This window comes from Flavobacterium sp. GW821-FHT12A05, assembly GCF_058807735.1.
The window spans coordinates 411,472-427,349 of sequence record NZ_JBXAQY010000005.1 but is presented as its reverse complement, the minus strand read 5'-3'; the positions used below and the strand labels follow the sequence as shown (position 1 = coordinate 427,349).

At 36.8% G+C, this 15,878-nt stretch carries 11 protein-coding genes; all 11 read left to right on the top strand.

What is annotated here, in order from left to right:
- The 11 genes from AC1RRQ_RS14150 to AC1RRQ_RS14100 all read left to right on the top strand — a co-directional run bounded on the left by AC1RRQ_RS14150 (window position 1) and on the right by AC1RRQ_RS14100 (window position 15,866).
- On the top strand, window positions 1-1,470 hold the full coding sequence (locus tag AC1RRQ_RS14150) for a RagB/SusD family nutrient uptake outer membrane protein (protein ID WP_493023683.1): 1,470 nt from the start codon (window positions 1-3) through the stop codon (window positions 1,468-1,470).
- Between the two features lie 24 nt (window positions 1,471-1,494).
- Window positions 1,495-3,420 (top strand): arylsulfatase, encoded by a 1,926-nt coding sequence (locus AC1RRQ_RS14145; RefSeq protein WP_493023681.1) that lies wholly within the window; start codon window positions 1,495-1,497, stop codon window positions 3,418-3,420.
- A 324-nt stretch (window positions 3,421-3,744) separates the two neighbouring features.
- Window positions 3,745-4,812, top strand: a complete 1,068-nt coding sequence (locus tag AC1RRQ_RS14140; protein ID WP_493023680.1) for a sterol desaturase family protein — start codon at window positions 3,745-3,747, stop codon at window positions 4,810-4,812.
- 87 nt (window positions 4,813-4,899) lie between these two features.
- Window positions 4,900-5,607, top strand: coding sequence for a thioredoxin domain-containing protein (locus AC1RRQ_RS14135; RefSeq protein ID WP_493023679.1), 708 nt, complete (start codon window positions 4,900-4,902; stop codon window positions 5,605-5,607).
- 115 nt (window positions 5,608-5,722) lie between these two features.
- The gene (locus AC1RRQ_RS14130) at window positions 5,723-7,294 is read left to right on the top strand and encodes a sulfatase-like hydrolase/transferase (protein WP_493023678.1); all 1,572 of its coding nucleotides are present in this window, start codon (window positions 5,723-5,725) and stop codon (window positions 7,292-7,294) included.
- A gap of 212 nt (window positions 7,295-7,506) precedes the next feature.
- On the top strand, window positions 7,507-8,769 hold the full coding sequence (locus AC1RRQ_RS14125; RefSeq protein WP_493023677.1) for a YeiH family protein: 1,263 nt from the start codon (window positions 7,507-7,509) through the stop codon (window positions 8,767-8,769).
- Between the two features lie 66 nt (window positions 8,770-8,835).
- Entirely contained in the window at window positions 8,836-10,491 is a 1,656-nt protein-coding gene (locus AC1RRQ_RS14120) for an arylsulfatase (RefSeq protein ID WP_493023676.1), read from the top strand.
- Window positions 10,492-11,166: 675 nt separating this feature from the next.
- Window positions 11,167-11,991 (top strand): serine O-acetyltransferase EpsC, encoded by an 825-nt coding sequence (gene epsC, locus AC1RRQ_RS14115; protein ID WP_493023675.1) that lies wholly within the window; start codon window positions 11,167-11,169, stop codon window positions 11,989-11,991.
- 13 nt (window positions 11,992-12,004) lie between these two features.
- A complete protein-coding gene (gene cysK / locus AC1RRQ_RS14110; protein ID WP_493023674.1) occupies window positions 12,005-12,925 on the top strand; it encodes a cysteine synthase A in 921 nt (306 codons plus the stop codon).
- A 102-nt stretch (window positions 12,926-13,027) separates the two neighbouring features.
- Window positions 13,028-13,951: a family 2A encapsulin nanocompartment shell protein gene (locus tag AC1RRQ_RS14105; protein ID WP_071638839.1), complete on the top strand. Its 924-nt coding sequence runs from the start codon at window positions 13,028-13,030 to the stop codon at window positions 13,949-13,951.
- Window positions 13,932-15,866, top strand: coding sequence for a family 2A encapsulin nanocompartment cargo protein cysteine desulfurase (locus AC1RRQ_RS14100; RefSeq protein WP_493023673.1), 1,935 nt, complete (start codon window positions 13,932-13,934; stop codon window positions 15,864-15,866). Before AC1RRQ_RS14105 ends, AC1RRQ_RS14100 begins: the two co-directional genes overlap by 20 nt.
- Window positions 15,867-15,878: the final 12 nt, after the last annotated feature.

The window sequence follows — 15,878 nt, the reverse complement described above, 5'->3', positions numbered from 1 at the left end:
ATGAAAAAGATCATAACATTTCTACTAAGCGTCGGTTTATTTATATCGTGCGCGGACCTTGAGGTAACACCAACCTCATTTGTAACCGAAGATAATTACTTTAAAACTCAAGATGATGCCACTGCAAGCGTAACAGCTGTTTATGCATCTTTAAGCCTTGATCCGGGTGAGCAGAGTTTATTTGGAAGAAACCTTTATTTCTTAACCGATATGGGTTCTGATTATGCTGCAGCCGGAGTTTCGGCAACCAACCCACAGGTTAGAGCTATGAGCAGTTTAACTCATGATGCTACTAACGACCGTGTACAGGTAGCCTGGAGACAAATCTATGCAGGAATTAACAGGGCCAATGTTTCAATTGACAATATCCCGAAAGTTTCTGGATCTGAAACCGTTAAAACAAGATTAATCAATGAAGCTAAATTTATTAGAGGATTGCTTTATTTTCAGGCCGTTCGTATTTGGGGAGCCGTTCCGATTGTTTTACATGAACCAAAATCTATTCAGCTAGAAAGTTTAAAATCCAGAAGAGAATCTGTAGATAATGTATACGCACAAATTATTAAAGACTTAACAGATGCCGAAAGCTTACCAGCAGCGTATCCTGCTGCAGATGCCGGCCGTGCGACGTCTGGAGCTGCAAAAGCTATTTTGGCAAAAGTGTATCTGACTAGAAAAGACTGGCCAAACGCTATTTCAAAATCCAGAGAAGTAATTAACGGAGGTTACGGATATGCTTTATTCGAAAACTTTCAGGACATTTTTACTAAAACAAAAAAGAACGGAAAAGAGCATATTTTCTCTGTTCAGTTTGAGCCGAATCAAGCCGGAAACGGATCAAGCGGCAGCACATTTCAATCGACATCATTTACTGGATTTACAGCAACAGAACCTGCTGATATTATTTCGGATGTAGCTTTGTTTTATGATATTTATGCGCCAGGAGATACACGCAGAGATGTGAGTTATGCCAAACAACTGCTTAACCCCACTACAGGAACGCTTTATACTTTTCCAAAGCCTATTTTCAAAAAATATTTGGATTTAAGCAATTTGGCAACACCTGGAAACGTAGCGATCAACTTCCCGCTTATTCGTTATGCCGACATTTTATTGTCTTTGGCAGAAGCCATAAACGAACAGGGCACACCAACACCTGAAGCTTATGAATTACTTAATCAGGTACGAAGAAGAGCTTATGGAAAACCAATTACAACGCCAGACCCTACAATCGATTTAAGCGGATTAAATCAAGTAACGTTTAGAGCCGCCATTCAGGAAGAACGCAAAAAAGAATTTGTTCAGGAAGGACAGCGCTGGTTTGACTTAGTTCGTTGGGGAACGCTGGTTACAGAAGTTAAAAAAGTTACCGCTAAAAATTCTGTTTCAGAAAGAAACAATCTTTACCCAATTCCGCAAAGCGAAAGAAATATCGACCCAGTAGGTTTACCACAAAATCCCGGATATTAATAATCAACCACAAAACTATTAGTTATGAAAAATTTTAAAAATACCCTTATTATTAAAAGCCCTAAAAAAGGACTTTTGATTACGGCATTACTAGTTGCACAATTAGGTTTTGCACAAGAGAAACCAGAAGAATTTAAAGGCGTTATTGGTAAAACTTTAGCCGACTCTAAAGAATATTGGCCGGATCCGGTTAAAGCGCCAAAAGGTGCACCAAATATTGTTTGGATTTTATTAGATGATGTTGGTTTTGGAGCTGCCAGTGTTTTTGGCGGTTTAATTCAAACTCCAACTTTTGAAAATCTGGCCAATAACGGTTTACGTTACACCAACTTTCATACAACTGCTATTTGTGCTCCTACTCGTGCGGCATTATTAACGGGAAGAAATTCAGGAAAAGTACACGTAAGCGGCTTTTCGCACACTATTTTATCGGCAGGTTTTCCTGGATGGGACGGAAGAATTCCTTCCGATAAAGGAACAATTGCAGAAATTTTACGCGAAAACGGATACAACACTTTCGCAGTGGGCAAATATGGAGTTACTCCAGATGAAGAAGCTACAGACGCTGGTCCGTTTGACAGATGGCCAACCGGAAAAGGTTTCGATCATTTCTACGGATTCTTAGGTTCACAGACAGATCAATACAATCCTGATTTAGTTGAAGATCAGGTTCATATTAAACCTGACGGACGCCATTTAAATGAATTAATTACAGACAAAGCCATCAGCTACATTCAAAAACAGCAAAAAGCAGCGCCGGGAAAACCATTCTTTTTATACTATGCGCCGGGAGCTGTACACGCACCTCATCAGGTTGCCGAAAAATGGATCGAACCTTACAAAGGAAAATTTGACGAAGGTTATGATGTATACCGCGAAAAAGTATTGGCAAACCAAAAGAAACTAGGTGTTGTTCCTGCTAATGCGGTATTGCCGGAACGCAATGCACTTATTACAGAATGGAAAAAATTATCACCGGACCAAAAGAAAGTATATGCCAGATTCATGGAAACTTACGCTGGATTCCTAACGTATACAGATGCTGAAATTGGAAGAGTGGTAAATTATTTAAAAGAAAGCAATCAGCTTGACAACACTTTAATTTTTGTCGCAATTGGTGATAATGGAGCAAGTAAAGAAGGAACTTTGCAAGGAACTATTAACCAAAGCTTGTTTTCTCAAGGAAAATCAGACGAAGAAAATCTGAAAAGCAATCTGGCTAATATTGGAGAAATTGGAACGCCAAAAGGTCTAAATACCAACTATCCTTTAGGATGGGCACAGGCAACAAATGTTCCTTTTAAAAACTGGAAACAAGATGCCCAATCTGAAGGTGGAACTCGTAATCCGTTAATTGTATTTTATCCAAACGGAATTAAAGACAAAGGCGGTATCAGAAATCAATACAGCCACGTAACAGATTTACTTCCAACAACTTTAGACATTGCAGGAATTAAAGCTCCGGAATATATCAAAGAAATCAAGCAGGATAAAATTCAGGGTTCTTCTTTCCAGGCTTCTTTAGACAATCCAAAAGCTGAGTCTTTGCACAAAGTACAATACTATTACATTTTTGGAAACAGAGCGATTTATAAAGATGGATGGAAAGCTGCTGCGGCACATCTTCCGGATTCATTTGCAGTAAAACAATCTTTAGGCAAAAACGAAAAACCAACAGCAAGTAACTTCGACACAGATGTTTGGGAATTATACAACTTAAACGAAGATTTTAACGAGCGTAACAACCTGGCTAAAAAATATCCTGAAAAACTGGCTGAACTTCAAAAATTATTTGACGAACAGGCAAAAGAAAACAATGTTTACCCGTTGATTGACTGGCAGGATGTTTACAATAGAAGAATTCATAATACAGGAGCTGATAAAGGAAAGACACTTCAGGATTTAGTGAAACAAGTTACTAAACCAGGAAGCGCAGGAAGCAGCAACTAATAGATAGATTATACAACCTGCAAGGTTTTCAAAACTTTGCAGGTTATATTGAAACACTTCCAACCATTCAAAAAGTGAAGTAAATAAAAGGATTATAACAAATTAGAGAAAAATCAAACAACAAAATTCTACTAAATCCATAGAATTAGCAGTTAACTTATTTAATTTTACCTCTAAACTCTTTAAATACAAAAAGATATGAAACGAGTAGATTATGAAATTATAGGAAAAAAAATTGTCGTAGGGGCAATTGTATTTTTAGTACCACTGGTCATATTAGCCGGAGGTTTAGCATTAATTAATCAATTATTAAAATAAGAAATCATGGCAATAGTTCAAAAAGAAAAACTAACAAGAGATTTGAGTATTAGTCTTTTAATATACAGCTTGCCAGTTGTGGCAATTTTTCTGTATTTTAAATTAACAAATGGTGTTGTAAGCGAATCGCATCTTACCTTACCTTCCTTTTTAGAATTTGCAAAACCTGCATTCGAAAACATCCGTACCTGGGGATTAATTGTCTTTATGCTGGTTTTAGGTGTTATTGAGTTTACGGCAGGTTTATACGATGACGAATGGACAGGTGAAGAACGCAAAATAGATATCGTTTGTTTCCTCGCTCCAAAATTACTTTTACCGCCTGTAATTACCTTTTTCAGTTTAACAGTTTTACCTTATTTAATTCCAGATTTGGCCAACACTTTATCATGGGTTCCGTTTTGGGGAGGTTTTTTCCTAATTGCAATCGCCGATGATTTAACGCAATACTGGTACCACAGACTGCATCACCAAGTACCCTTTTTATGGCGTTTCCATAGAACACACCACTCGGCTCCATATATGGGAATGGCGATGGCTTCAAGACAAAACTTTATATATACGGTTTTATTTTCTCAAATTTATTTAACAGCCACTTTAACCTATCTAGGTTTAGGATTACCGGCTTTATTTGTTTTAGTTATTAAAAGCTTTATCACTTTAGGCGCACATTCAAGTATTGCGTGGGACAAACCTTTTTACAAATACAAAGCGCTGCATCCAATTGCATGGGTTTTAGAACGTTTGATTTCTACTCCGGCAACACATCACGCGCATCATGCTGATACAAGCGGAGACGGTGTTGGACATTTTAAAGGAAACTTTGGAAATATGTTTTTCATTTGGGATGTCATTTTTGGAACCGGATTAATCACTCGCAAATTCCCGGAATCGTACGGAACAAAATCATACAAACAAGAAGAATGGTACGCGCAGTTTTTATGGCCGATATTCAAATCTAAAAAAGAAGGAAGTTCTCTTGCCGATGGTGTATTGTCATTTCCTCTAAAAGCGAAACCAGTAGAAAATGTTGTAGAAGCGGCAGAACCTGCTCCGGTTTTAGAACAGGTTTAATCTTAAAATTTTAAATCAACCATAAAAGCAAGGCAGTGTATTCAAATAAACCTGAATACACTGTCGGCTTTATTCAAAACATAGATTATGAAAAATAAAATAAGCATCACCGCATTCATCCTGCTTTTTACAATCGTGGGGGTTTCGCAGAATAAAAGTTCAAATACCGTTTCGCTGGATGTTTTTTACAGCAAAATTCAAAACGAAAAAAAGCCGCAGATAATTGATGCCAGAGGTCCCGAAGAATTTGCTTTAAACCACATTAAAGGAGCGGTAAATTTTAACCTGGAATCAAAAGATTACGCGCAGCAAGTTGCTAAACTAGATAAAACAAAACCTGTATTCACCTATTCTATTGGTGCAGGAAGAAGTGTTTGGCTGGCCGACGAATTACTAAAAAACGGTTTTAAAGAAGCCTATAGTTTAGAAGGCGGTATCGCCAACTGGATTGGAAGCGGAAAACCTTTTTATTCGAATTCAAAAAGCAAACTGACCCTTGCAGAATACAATAAAATAATCGCCGAAAACAAAGATGTTTTGGTTGATATTGGATCTGTTTACTGCGGTGCCTGCAAAAAAGTAAAACCAGTTTTAGAAACCATCAAAGCACAATACGGCCCGAATTTAAAAATTGTAGAAATTGATTTAGAAGACAATACACAAGTCATTGCCGATTTAAAAACAATCAAAGTTTTTCCAACCTTGATTTTATATCAAAACGGAAAAATAGTTTTCAAAAAAGAAGGCTTTGAAAATTTGAAAAAAGAGGTTGATGTGGCTTTGGCTGTTAAGTAACAAACAATCTTCATCCTAAAAAAAATACCTCAAAACTTTGTCAAAGTTCTTATAAAAAAACTAACCCTATGGCAGCCTATAAAAAATAACCAAGATTATTCTACCCATTTTAATAGTGCTTCTTATTTTAGCAGCATTTTTATTCTGGCCCATCAATACAGATGGAACTTTGATCAAAGCAGATGAAAAACTTGCCGAAGGAAAAGCAGCATTTTTGTCTCAAAAAGACACTTCTAAAACCTCCGAAAAAAAGCCTAATATTATCATTCTTCTTGCCGATGATTTAGGCAAATATGATATTTCGTTATACGGAGGAAAAGCCGCACCAACACCGCAAATCGATTCTCTTGCGGCATCCGGAGTTACTTTTACCGAAGGGTATGTTTCATCTTCTATTTGTTCGCCTTCACGTGCCGGATTATTAACCGGACGGTATCAGGAACGATTTGGACATGAATATCAGCCTGGAGATCGGTATCCAAAAAACAACTTAGAATATTATGCTTTTAAATATTTAATCAATACCAACAACTGGAGATTAAATAAAAAAATCAATTATCCCAACGAAGCTTCAATCGCTACGCAAGGTTTACCGCAGTCTGAAATTACTTTTGCCGACTTAGCCAAAAAACAAGGTTACAGCACAGCCATTATCGGGAAATGGCATTTGGGTCATAACAAAGGATTTTTTCCTTTAGACAGAGGTTTTGATTATCATTACGGGTTTTATCAGGCTTTCTCCCTTTACACGCCCGAAGATGATAACCCGGATATTATCAACCATCATCACAAAGATTTTACCGATAAAATGATTTGGGGCAACGGCCGTGTCGGCATTGGACAAATCCGCCGAGATACCACCATCATAAAAGATAAAAAATATCTAACCGAAACATTTGCTGACGAAGCAGAAGCTTTTATTGATAAAAATAAAAACAAACCGTTTTTGCTTTATGTTCCGTTTAATGCGCCTCATACGCCATTTCAGGTTCGCAAAAAATACTACGATCGTTTCCCGAATGTAAAAGACGAAAACAAACGTGTCTATTTTGCCATGATCAGCGCACTCGACGATGCCATTGGAAGAATTAGGGCTAAAGTAAAAAAAGAAGGTTTAGAAGAAAATACCCTGATCTTTTTTGCCAGCGACAATGGTGGTGCCGACTATACTTTTGCCACAACAAATGCGCCTCTTAAAGGTGGGAAATTTTCTCATTTTGAAGGCGGCATCAATGTTCCGTTTGCACTTTCATGGAAAGGAACAATTAAACCGCATACCATTTATAAAACTCCTGTAAGTTCTTTGGATATTTTTAGTACTATCGCGGCTGTAACACATTCCGGTTTGCCAAAAGACCGTGTTTATGACGGCGTTAATTTAATTGATGTTGTCAATAACAATAAACCAGCACATAAAGATTTATTCTGGCGTTCCGGCGATGCAAAAGCAGTTCGAAGCGGTGACTGGAAATTAGTCATCAGTGGCAAAACACATGAAGAATGGCTTTACAATCTCGCAAAAGACAAATCTGAAACAACAGATCTGGCCCCAAAAAATCCCGAAAAAGTAAAAGAATTACACGATGCTTTACAAAACTGGGAAAAAGGTCTCGTTAAACCTTTATGGCCTAATCTAACTTATTACGAATTTGATTTTGGCAAACAAAAATACTTTGTCGATTTATAATACCGACAGGTTTTAAAAACCTTATATAAAGAAATGAATTGCCTCCAGCTTTAGCTGGAGATTTAAAAATTTAGAATACAGAAGGCTTTAGCCAAACTTTTTATTCGGCTAAAGCCTTGTTCATCAATAATATTTTACCTCCAGCTAAAGCTAGAGGCAATACAAAATAAAATCTCAGAATAAATAATTCTTAGATTAATTCAACTAAAAATATGTCAGCTCAACCCAAACAATTCAACATTCACGAAGACTGGACCGTCGTAATTCTGGGATTTATAATAATTGGAATTTCTCTTTTTGTTTTTCTTCCCGAAGTTCCGGTTTTCAATTGGTCAACGATTACGGATTTAAAAACAAAAGTATTCGATTTCGGAAATCTCAAAATCCTTTTAATTCAATTTTTGTATCTAATTTCTATTGGAACGCTTGGCGCTTTTTTAATTGGAAAATCAGTAAAGTATTTTCTTTTTACTTTCCCTGTCGTTTATCTCCTAACCCTCATTGCTCTTATTCTGGCTGGAAACGCTTCTATAAAATCTATAAATTTAGAAGCCGTAATTTTCAGTTTGATCATTGGGTTGGCAATTGGCAATTTCTTTACACTTCCGGAATGGTTTCGATCAGCACTTTCTACAGAAGTTTTTGTAAAAATTGGATTAGTTATATTAGGAACCAGCGTTATTTTCTCTGATATTTTAAAGGCAGGTTCATTAGGTTTATTTCAGGCTTTGTTTGTTGTAATATCGGTCTGGTATTTTGCTTTTTGGCTTTGCCGAAAATTAAAAGTCGACGACGAACTAACCATGATGATTTCAAGTGCAGTTTCTATTTGTGGAGTTTCGGCTGCAATTGCAACTTCAGGAGCTATAAAAGGCGATTCAAAGAAATTGTCTTATGTCATTTCGATTGTTTTGGTAACTGCAATCCCCATGATGATTTTCATGCCCATTATTGCCCGCTATTTCAATTTCCCCGAAGAAGTAACCGGAGCCTGGCTTGGCGGCAGTATCGATACATCAGGCGCTGTTGTAGCTTCTGGAACTTTAGTGGGTGAAACCGCCTTAAAGATCAGTACGATTGTAAAGTTCTCTCAAAATGTTTTATTAGGTTTAGCCGCTTTTGTCATTTCTGTTTATTGGACCTATTCACATAATACAACATCAGAAATTGAAGCATCAAAACCAACCTTAAAAGTTATTTGGGAACGCTTTCCAAAATTTGTAATTGGCTTTATCGGTGCTTCTTTACTTTTCTCTTTTTTAATTACACCGGAAACCCGAGACGGAGTAAAAGATAGTCTAAAAAACCTGCAGGGAATTTGGTTTGCATTGGCATTTACAAGCATAGGGTTAGAAACCAATTTTAAGGATTTGTTAGCCAACAACAGCCGTAAACCATTGTATGCCTTTTTAATAGCACAATTATTCAATGTTATCGTTACCTTGGCTATAGCTTTTTTATTGTTTAGTAAATAATTATTTTTAATCCGAGGAACGAGAATAAAACCCAACACTTTTCGACAAAATAAAATATCAATTCTAATGAAAAAACCATTTATTACGCTAAACCTTTTGCTTTCGGCAGTAGTTTTAGTTTCGGCACAAAACAAAACCACTATCGAAAATTCAAAACCAAATATCATTTTGATTATGGTTGATGATATGGGTTATTCTGATTTAGGGAATTATGGTTCCGAAATTAAAACACCTAATCTCGATAAGCTGGCTTCAGAAGGTTTACGTTTACGCGAGTTTTACAATAACTCAATCTGTGCACCAACCCGAGCTTCTCTCCTAACCGGTCAATATCAGCATAAAGCAGGCGTTGGTTTTTTTGATGTCAATTTAGGTTTACCCGCTTATCAGGGTTATTTAAATAAAGAATCTTTAACGCTTGGCGAAGTTTTCCGTTCCGGCGGTTACAGCACGCTTTTGTCCGGAAAATGGCACGTAGGTTCTGAAGATCAGGCACAATGGCCAAATCAAAGAGGTTTTGATAAATTTTACGGAATTTTAAAAGGTGCATCAAATTATTTTGATACTAAACCGCTTCCTTTTGGAAAAACACCTTATCCGGTAAAATTAATTCGAAATAACGAAGAATTGCATCCAAAAGACGATTCCTATTATTTTACAGATGAAATTGGAAATAATGCTGTGACTTTTTTAGACGAGCAAAACAAAGAAAATAAACCTTTCTTTTTGTATTTGGCATTTACAGCACCACACTGGCCATTACAGGCAAAACCTGTTGATATTGCCAAATACCGAGGCAAATTTGACGAAGGCTGGGATGTTTTAAGAGAAAAAAGAATCGAAAAACTAAAAGCAAACAGCATTTTACCAGCCGATCAAACTATAGCACCAAGAGATCCGGAAGTTCCGGAGTGGAGTAAATTAACCTATGACGAAAAACAATTTTGGAAAGCCAAAATGGAAGTTTACGCCGCAATGGTCGACAACATGGATCAAAATGTTGGAAAAGTACTAGACAAGTTAAAAGCTTTGAAAAAAGATAAAAACACGCTGATTATTTTCATTTCAGACAATGGCGCTCAGGGCGGATTCAATACGTATAATCCGCTTGGAAGAGGTTTGGTTCGAAACGAAGGACCTGTAGGAACTTCAGGATCATTTGACTATCAGGAACAAAACTGGGCTTATTTATCGAATACACCATTACAGCAATATAAAAACAATATGCACGAAGGCGGTTTTAGTTCGCCGTTTATTGCCTGGTTTCCATCAAAAATAAAGGCGGGAAGAATTGATAAAGGAACCGGACATATTATTGACCTTGCTCCTACTTTCTATGATTTGGCAGGAATAGATTACCCAAAAGAATATAATGGTGTGACAACAAACGCTTTGGTTGGAAAAAGTTTGCTGCCTGTTTTATTTAATAATGTTTCACAGGTCGATAGAGGCGCACCATTATTTTGGGAAAGAGCAGGAAACAGAGCCGTTCGTGACGGAAAATGGAAATTGGTTTCGATTTATCCTTCTTACGAATGGGAACTTTACAATCTTGAAACGGATCGTGGCGAAACAACCAATGTCGCACAACAAAATCCGGGAATTATAAACAAACTTTCGGCTTCATATTTTGAATGGGCAGACAAAACCGGAGTTGTAGAATACAGTAAATTCAAATTAAAGCCTGAAACAATGCCGGGCGGTGCAGCCTTAAAAAGATAGTTTAAGCTTTCATAAAGCCCTTAAAGACAGAAAAATAAGTTCATCAATTAAATTTGCACTTATTTTTCTGTCTTTTTTTATTCTCTTCACAAAATAATAAACACTTAAAAATCAACAGACTAAGCATTTAAAAACAAACTAAATCACTAATACGCTGCAAGTTGTTCAAATAAAAATTAAAAAATATTTGGTTTTTATTATATTAAATTTAACTTTGTCTATAGAATTAGTAGAGTTTAATATAAAGAACTACATTTTGAAAACAACCAAGAGCATATCATTTTACATTCTCCCTGAAAAATATACTTATAACACTTTTTGTTATATGTGCTTCTGTTGTTAATTACTGCCAATTTATTTCGTTTATAATGGATACCTATTTTATAGAATCTAGAATCTAATAAAACGAATTTTTATACCTCCCAAAGGTTTCCTATTGAAAATTAAATCTTCATTTTTTTGCATTTTCTGCATCAAAAGGAGTATTACGCATAATTATATACCAACCCAAAAAACAACCAAACATGATACAAATACATCTGGAAATGTGTTTTTAAAAAACTTTTTTGCGGCAACAAAAATGGCAGGACTAAAAGAACATTTATCATTAAACAAAAGAAATTCAATCGTTGATTTCTCAAAAAGATGTTAGTTATAAACCAAAAAATATCAGTTATGAATTCATTTTATCAGGAAATTGCAAAGCAGCATCAGGAATTATTGATTCTTCCTGAGAAGAAATTAATACATCAATTTATTGATGATTTATTTATAATTTTATTTTCAAATACATCAAAATCATACGAGTCCGAAGCGACTATCAAATACAAATTCAATCAGTTGAAAAAACAATTTGACGATCTGGTTTTTGATTTCTCACCAAAAAGTGATGAGAATAGAGATCAGACTACTCATTTTTTCAACGCTATTCCGAGTTTGCATAAACAAGCATTAAATGATTCATTAACCATATTAACAAAAGATCCTGCTGCCAAATCATTAGAAGAAGTTTTATACTCGTATCCAGGTTTTTTCGCAATTGCCGTTTATCGGTTTTCTCATCAGCTTTGGAAGCAGGATTTAAAATTATTAGCCAGAACAATTTCAGAATATGCGCATATTAAAACCAGCATAGAAATTCATCCCGGCGCCAAAATTGGAAGCGATTTTGCCATAGATCACGGCACCGGAATTGTTATTGGCGAAACAGCCGTTATTGGCAATAATGTTCAAATATACCAAGGCGTTACGCTTGGTGCTTTGAGCGTAAAAAAAGAGGAAGCTTTTATAAAAAGGCATCCTACAATTGAAGATAATGTAATTATTTACGCCAACAGCACAATTCTTGGCGGACAAACAACGGTAGGCAGAGATTCGATTATTGGAGGAAATGTATGGCTCACGTATTCCGTACCTTCAAATTCGGTTGTTTACCATAAAAATGAGATGAAGATCAAGGATAATAATCCTTTTCCCGAACCCATTTTTTATTCTATTTAAAAATATCAAAAACATGAAATATCAGAACATTTTAGAAACAATTGGGAATACCCCTCACATTAGGCTGAACAAGCTTTTTACAACACACGAGGTATGGATTAAACTAGAAAAATCAAATCCGGGATCGAGTATCAAAGACAGAATTGCTTTGGCCATGATCGAAGATGCGGAGAAAAAAGGGCTTTTAAATACTGATTCCATCATTATTGAACCAACATCCGGAAATACCGGAATTGGACTTTCGCTGGTTGCAGCCGTAAAAGGTTACAAAGTAATTATTGTAATGCCGGAATCAATGAGCGTTGAACGCCGAAAAATCATTGAAGCCTATGGTGCCGAATATGTCCTGACTCCAAGAGAAAAAGGAACATCCGGAGCGGTTGAAAAAGCAAAAGAACTGGCTGCTACCATTAAAAATGCATTTCTGCCTTCGCAATTTACAAATCCGGCCAATGTTGAAGTTCACGAAAGAACAACGGCGCAGGAAATCCTGGCCGATTTTCCTAACGGAATCGATTATCTCATTACAGGTGTTGGAACCGGCGGTCATATTACCGGAGTTTCTAAAGTTCTAAAACAACATTTTCCTAACTTAAAAACTATCGCGGTCGAGCCTGCCCTTTCGCCGGTTTTAAGCGGAGGTCTGCCCGCTCCTCACCCATTGCAGGGAATTGGTGCCGGATTTATTCCAGAAGTTTTTAATAGGGATTATATAGATGAAATTATAACGATCGAAAAAAACGATGCTTTTAATTTTGCCAAAAAACTTACGAAAGAAGAAGGCATTTTTGGAGGTGTTTCAACGGGAGCAGCTTTGGCAGCGGTTTCAAAAAAAATAAAAAACATTCCCGAAAATGCCGTAATACTGACTTTTAATTATGATACCGGAGAACGTTATCTTTCTGTAGAAGAATTATTCGGATTTTTTTCTTAACAAATTACAAATCATAAACTTATAATTAAATTAAAACGCATAATTTTAATAAATAAACCTATTAAATTTTTAATCAAAAAATAACCAAAAAATCTAAAAACTATGGCAGATTTACAAAAACAACAGACCGCATTAGGCGATGTTGCTGCAAGACAATTAGCAATTGCAACTCGTACAGTTCCTCAAATCGGGACCATTACTCCACGCTGGTTAACGCATCTTTTGCATTGGGTTCCGGTAGAATCTGGTGTATTTCGTTTAAACAAAGTAAAAAATGCAAACCATATCGAAGTCGATTGTTCGGCTCGTGATGAAAGGGTTTTGCCTAACACTTTTGTCGATTACATCGATAATCCAAGAGAATACAATCTTGCCGCAGTTCAAACCATTGTTGATGTTCACACTCGTGTTTCTGATTTATACAGCAAACCCTACAATCAAATTTCAGAACAGCTACGTTTGGCTATCGAAACTATCAAAGAGCGTCAGGAAAGCGAATTAATCAATAACAAAGATTATGGATTATTAAGCAATGTTGCGCCATCTCAAATTATAAAAACAAGAACCGGCGCTCCAACTCCGGACGATTTAGATGAGCTTTTAACTAAAGTCTGGAAAGAACCTGGATTCTTTTTACTGCATCCGCTGGCAATTGCTGCTTTCGGTCGCGAATGTACGCGTCGTGGTGTTCCGCCGCCTACCACTTCTTTATTTGGATCTCAGTTTTTAACCTGGAGAGGAATTCCGCTTATTCCATCTGATAAATTACCAATCGTAAAAGGAAAATCAAAAATCATTCTTTTAAGAACTGGTGAAAGCCGTCAGGGCGTTATTGGCCTTATTCAGCCTGGATTACAAGGCGAACAATCACCTGGATTATCTGTTCGTTTTATGGGAATTAATGAAAAAGCCATTGCTTCGTATTTAGTGTCACTTTATTGCTCTTTGGCTATTTTGGTAGATGATGCCATTGCGGTTCTGGAAGATGTAGAAATAGGAAAGTATCATGAGTACAAATATTTATAATAACGGTCTGCCTAACATCGACGATTTGCAAAATCTGGCAAACGAGTTGTTCAAAGCCCTGCCTAATGAATTTCCAAAAGAAATATCATTAAGCCCGGATAAAACGGAACATCCTCGTGCGACAAAGATTGCAGAAACGATATTACATGCCGGAAATACAGATCAGTTTGGTCAGATTCCTGCGGTAAGTCCGTCGAATGTACAGCCAGCGCCGCCAGCATTCAGCGGTTTTGGAGCTTCTCCTTCTGTATCAAATTACGGAAATACAGGAGCTTCTGCTTTATACCCAAATGCCGGAGCTGGATTTGATCCGCAAAGCAAAAATACTTCCTCAGGCGTTCAGGAAAATCACAATTTAAATATGGATAATCCGCATACCGGATTTTATGATGTGAATTTAAAAAACGGAAATCCTGCACAACTGAACGAAGAAACTGCTTTTTCATCGTTGTTGTTAAACAATCAATATCTGCCGTTTCAAACCGAAAATTCTTCCTTTGAAATTGAATTGCAAACGGCTTTGGCCAATGTTGACACACAGTTTAGAAAACGAGAAGATTTTCCGTTAAACGGAAATGAAACAAACGCTTCGTATTATTTTTTAGATCAGAATCCTTTTGCTTTTGATAAAAGAAGTACAGATATTATTGTGGGCAATTCTTTTGATCATAAAGAAATAAGCCTTTTTAAAGGACATCATTTTGATGCAGCTTTAGTGAAAAAAGATTTTCCTATTCTGAGAGAAACCGTAAACGGGAAGCCTTTAGTTTGGTTTGATAATGCGGCAACCACACAAAAACCACAATCAGTTATTGATAGAATTGCGTATTTCTACGAACACGAAAATTCTAATATTCATCGTGCGGCACATGAATTAGCTGCACGCGCCTCTGATGCGTACGAAGCAGCACGCGAAAAAGTAAAAGCTTTTTTAAATGCTTCTTCTGTAAACGAAATTGTATTTGTGAGAGGTGCCACAGAAGGAATAAATCTGGTAGCGTCAACCTGGGGCGATCAGAATTTAAATTCCGGAGATGAAATTATTGTGAGTAATCTGGAACATCATGCGAATATTGTTCCGTGGAAACGTCTTGCGGATAAAAAAGGCCTTAAGCTAAGAGTAATTCCTGTTGATGACGATGGTCAGATTCTGCTTGATGAATATGCAAAACTGCTTAATTCAAAAACACGTCTGGTTGCTTTTACACAAGTTTCGAACGCATTAGGAACCGTAACTCCAGCGAAAAAAATTACAGAAATGGCACATGCTGCCGGAGCAAAAGTTTTAATTGACGGTGCACAATCTGTTTCGCACATGAAAGTCGATGTTCAGGATTTAAATCCGGATTGGCTGGTTTTCTCAGGTCATAAATTATTTGGTCCAACAGGAATTGGAGCTTTATACGGAAAAGAAGATTTACTGAACGAAACACAGCCCTATCAATCTGGCGGCAACATGATTCAGGATGTTACTTTTGAAGAAATAAAATACCACAAAGCACCCAATCGTTTTGAAGCCGGAACTGGAAATATCGCCGATGCAATTGGTCTTGGCGCCGCGATCGATTATGTAACCAAGCTAGGAATTGAAGCCATTGGTCAATACGAGCATTATCTGCTAGAATATGCTACGAGACTTTTAAAAGAAATTCCGGGTGTACGATTGATTGGAACGGCCAAAGATAAAGCCAGTGTATTGTCTTTTAATTTACAGGGATATTCAAACGATCAGGTTGGGCAGGCTTTAAACAAAGAAGGTGTTGCGGTAAGAACCGGCCATCATTGTGCACAGCCAATTTTGCGCAGAATGGGAGTTGAAACAACAGTTCGCCCGTCACTGGCATTTTACAATACAACCGAAGATGTCGATACTTTTATTAAAACCGTTTGGGAACTTAAAAAAGTGAGATTCTAGAAAAATAAGGAG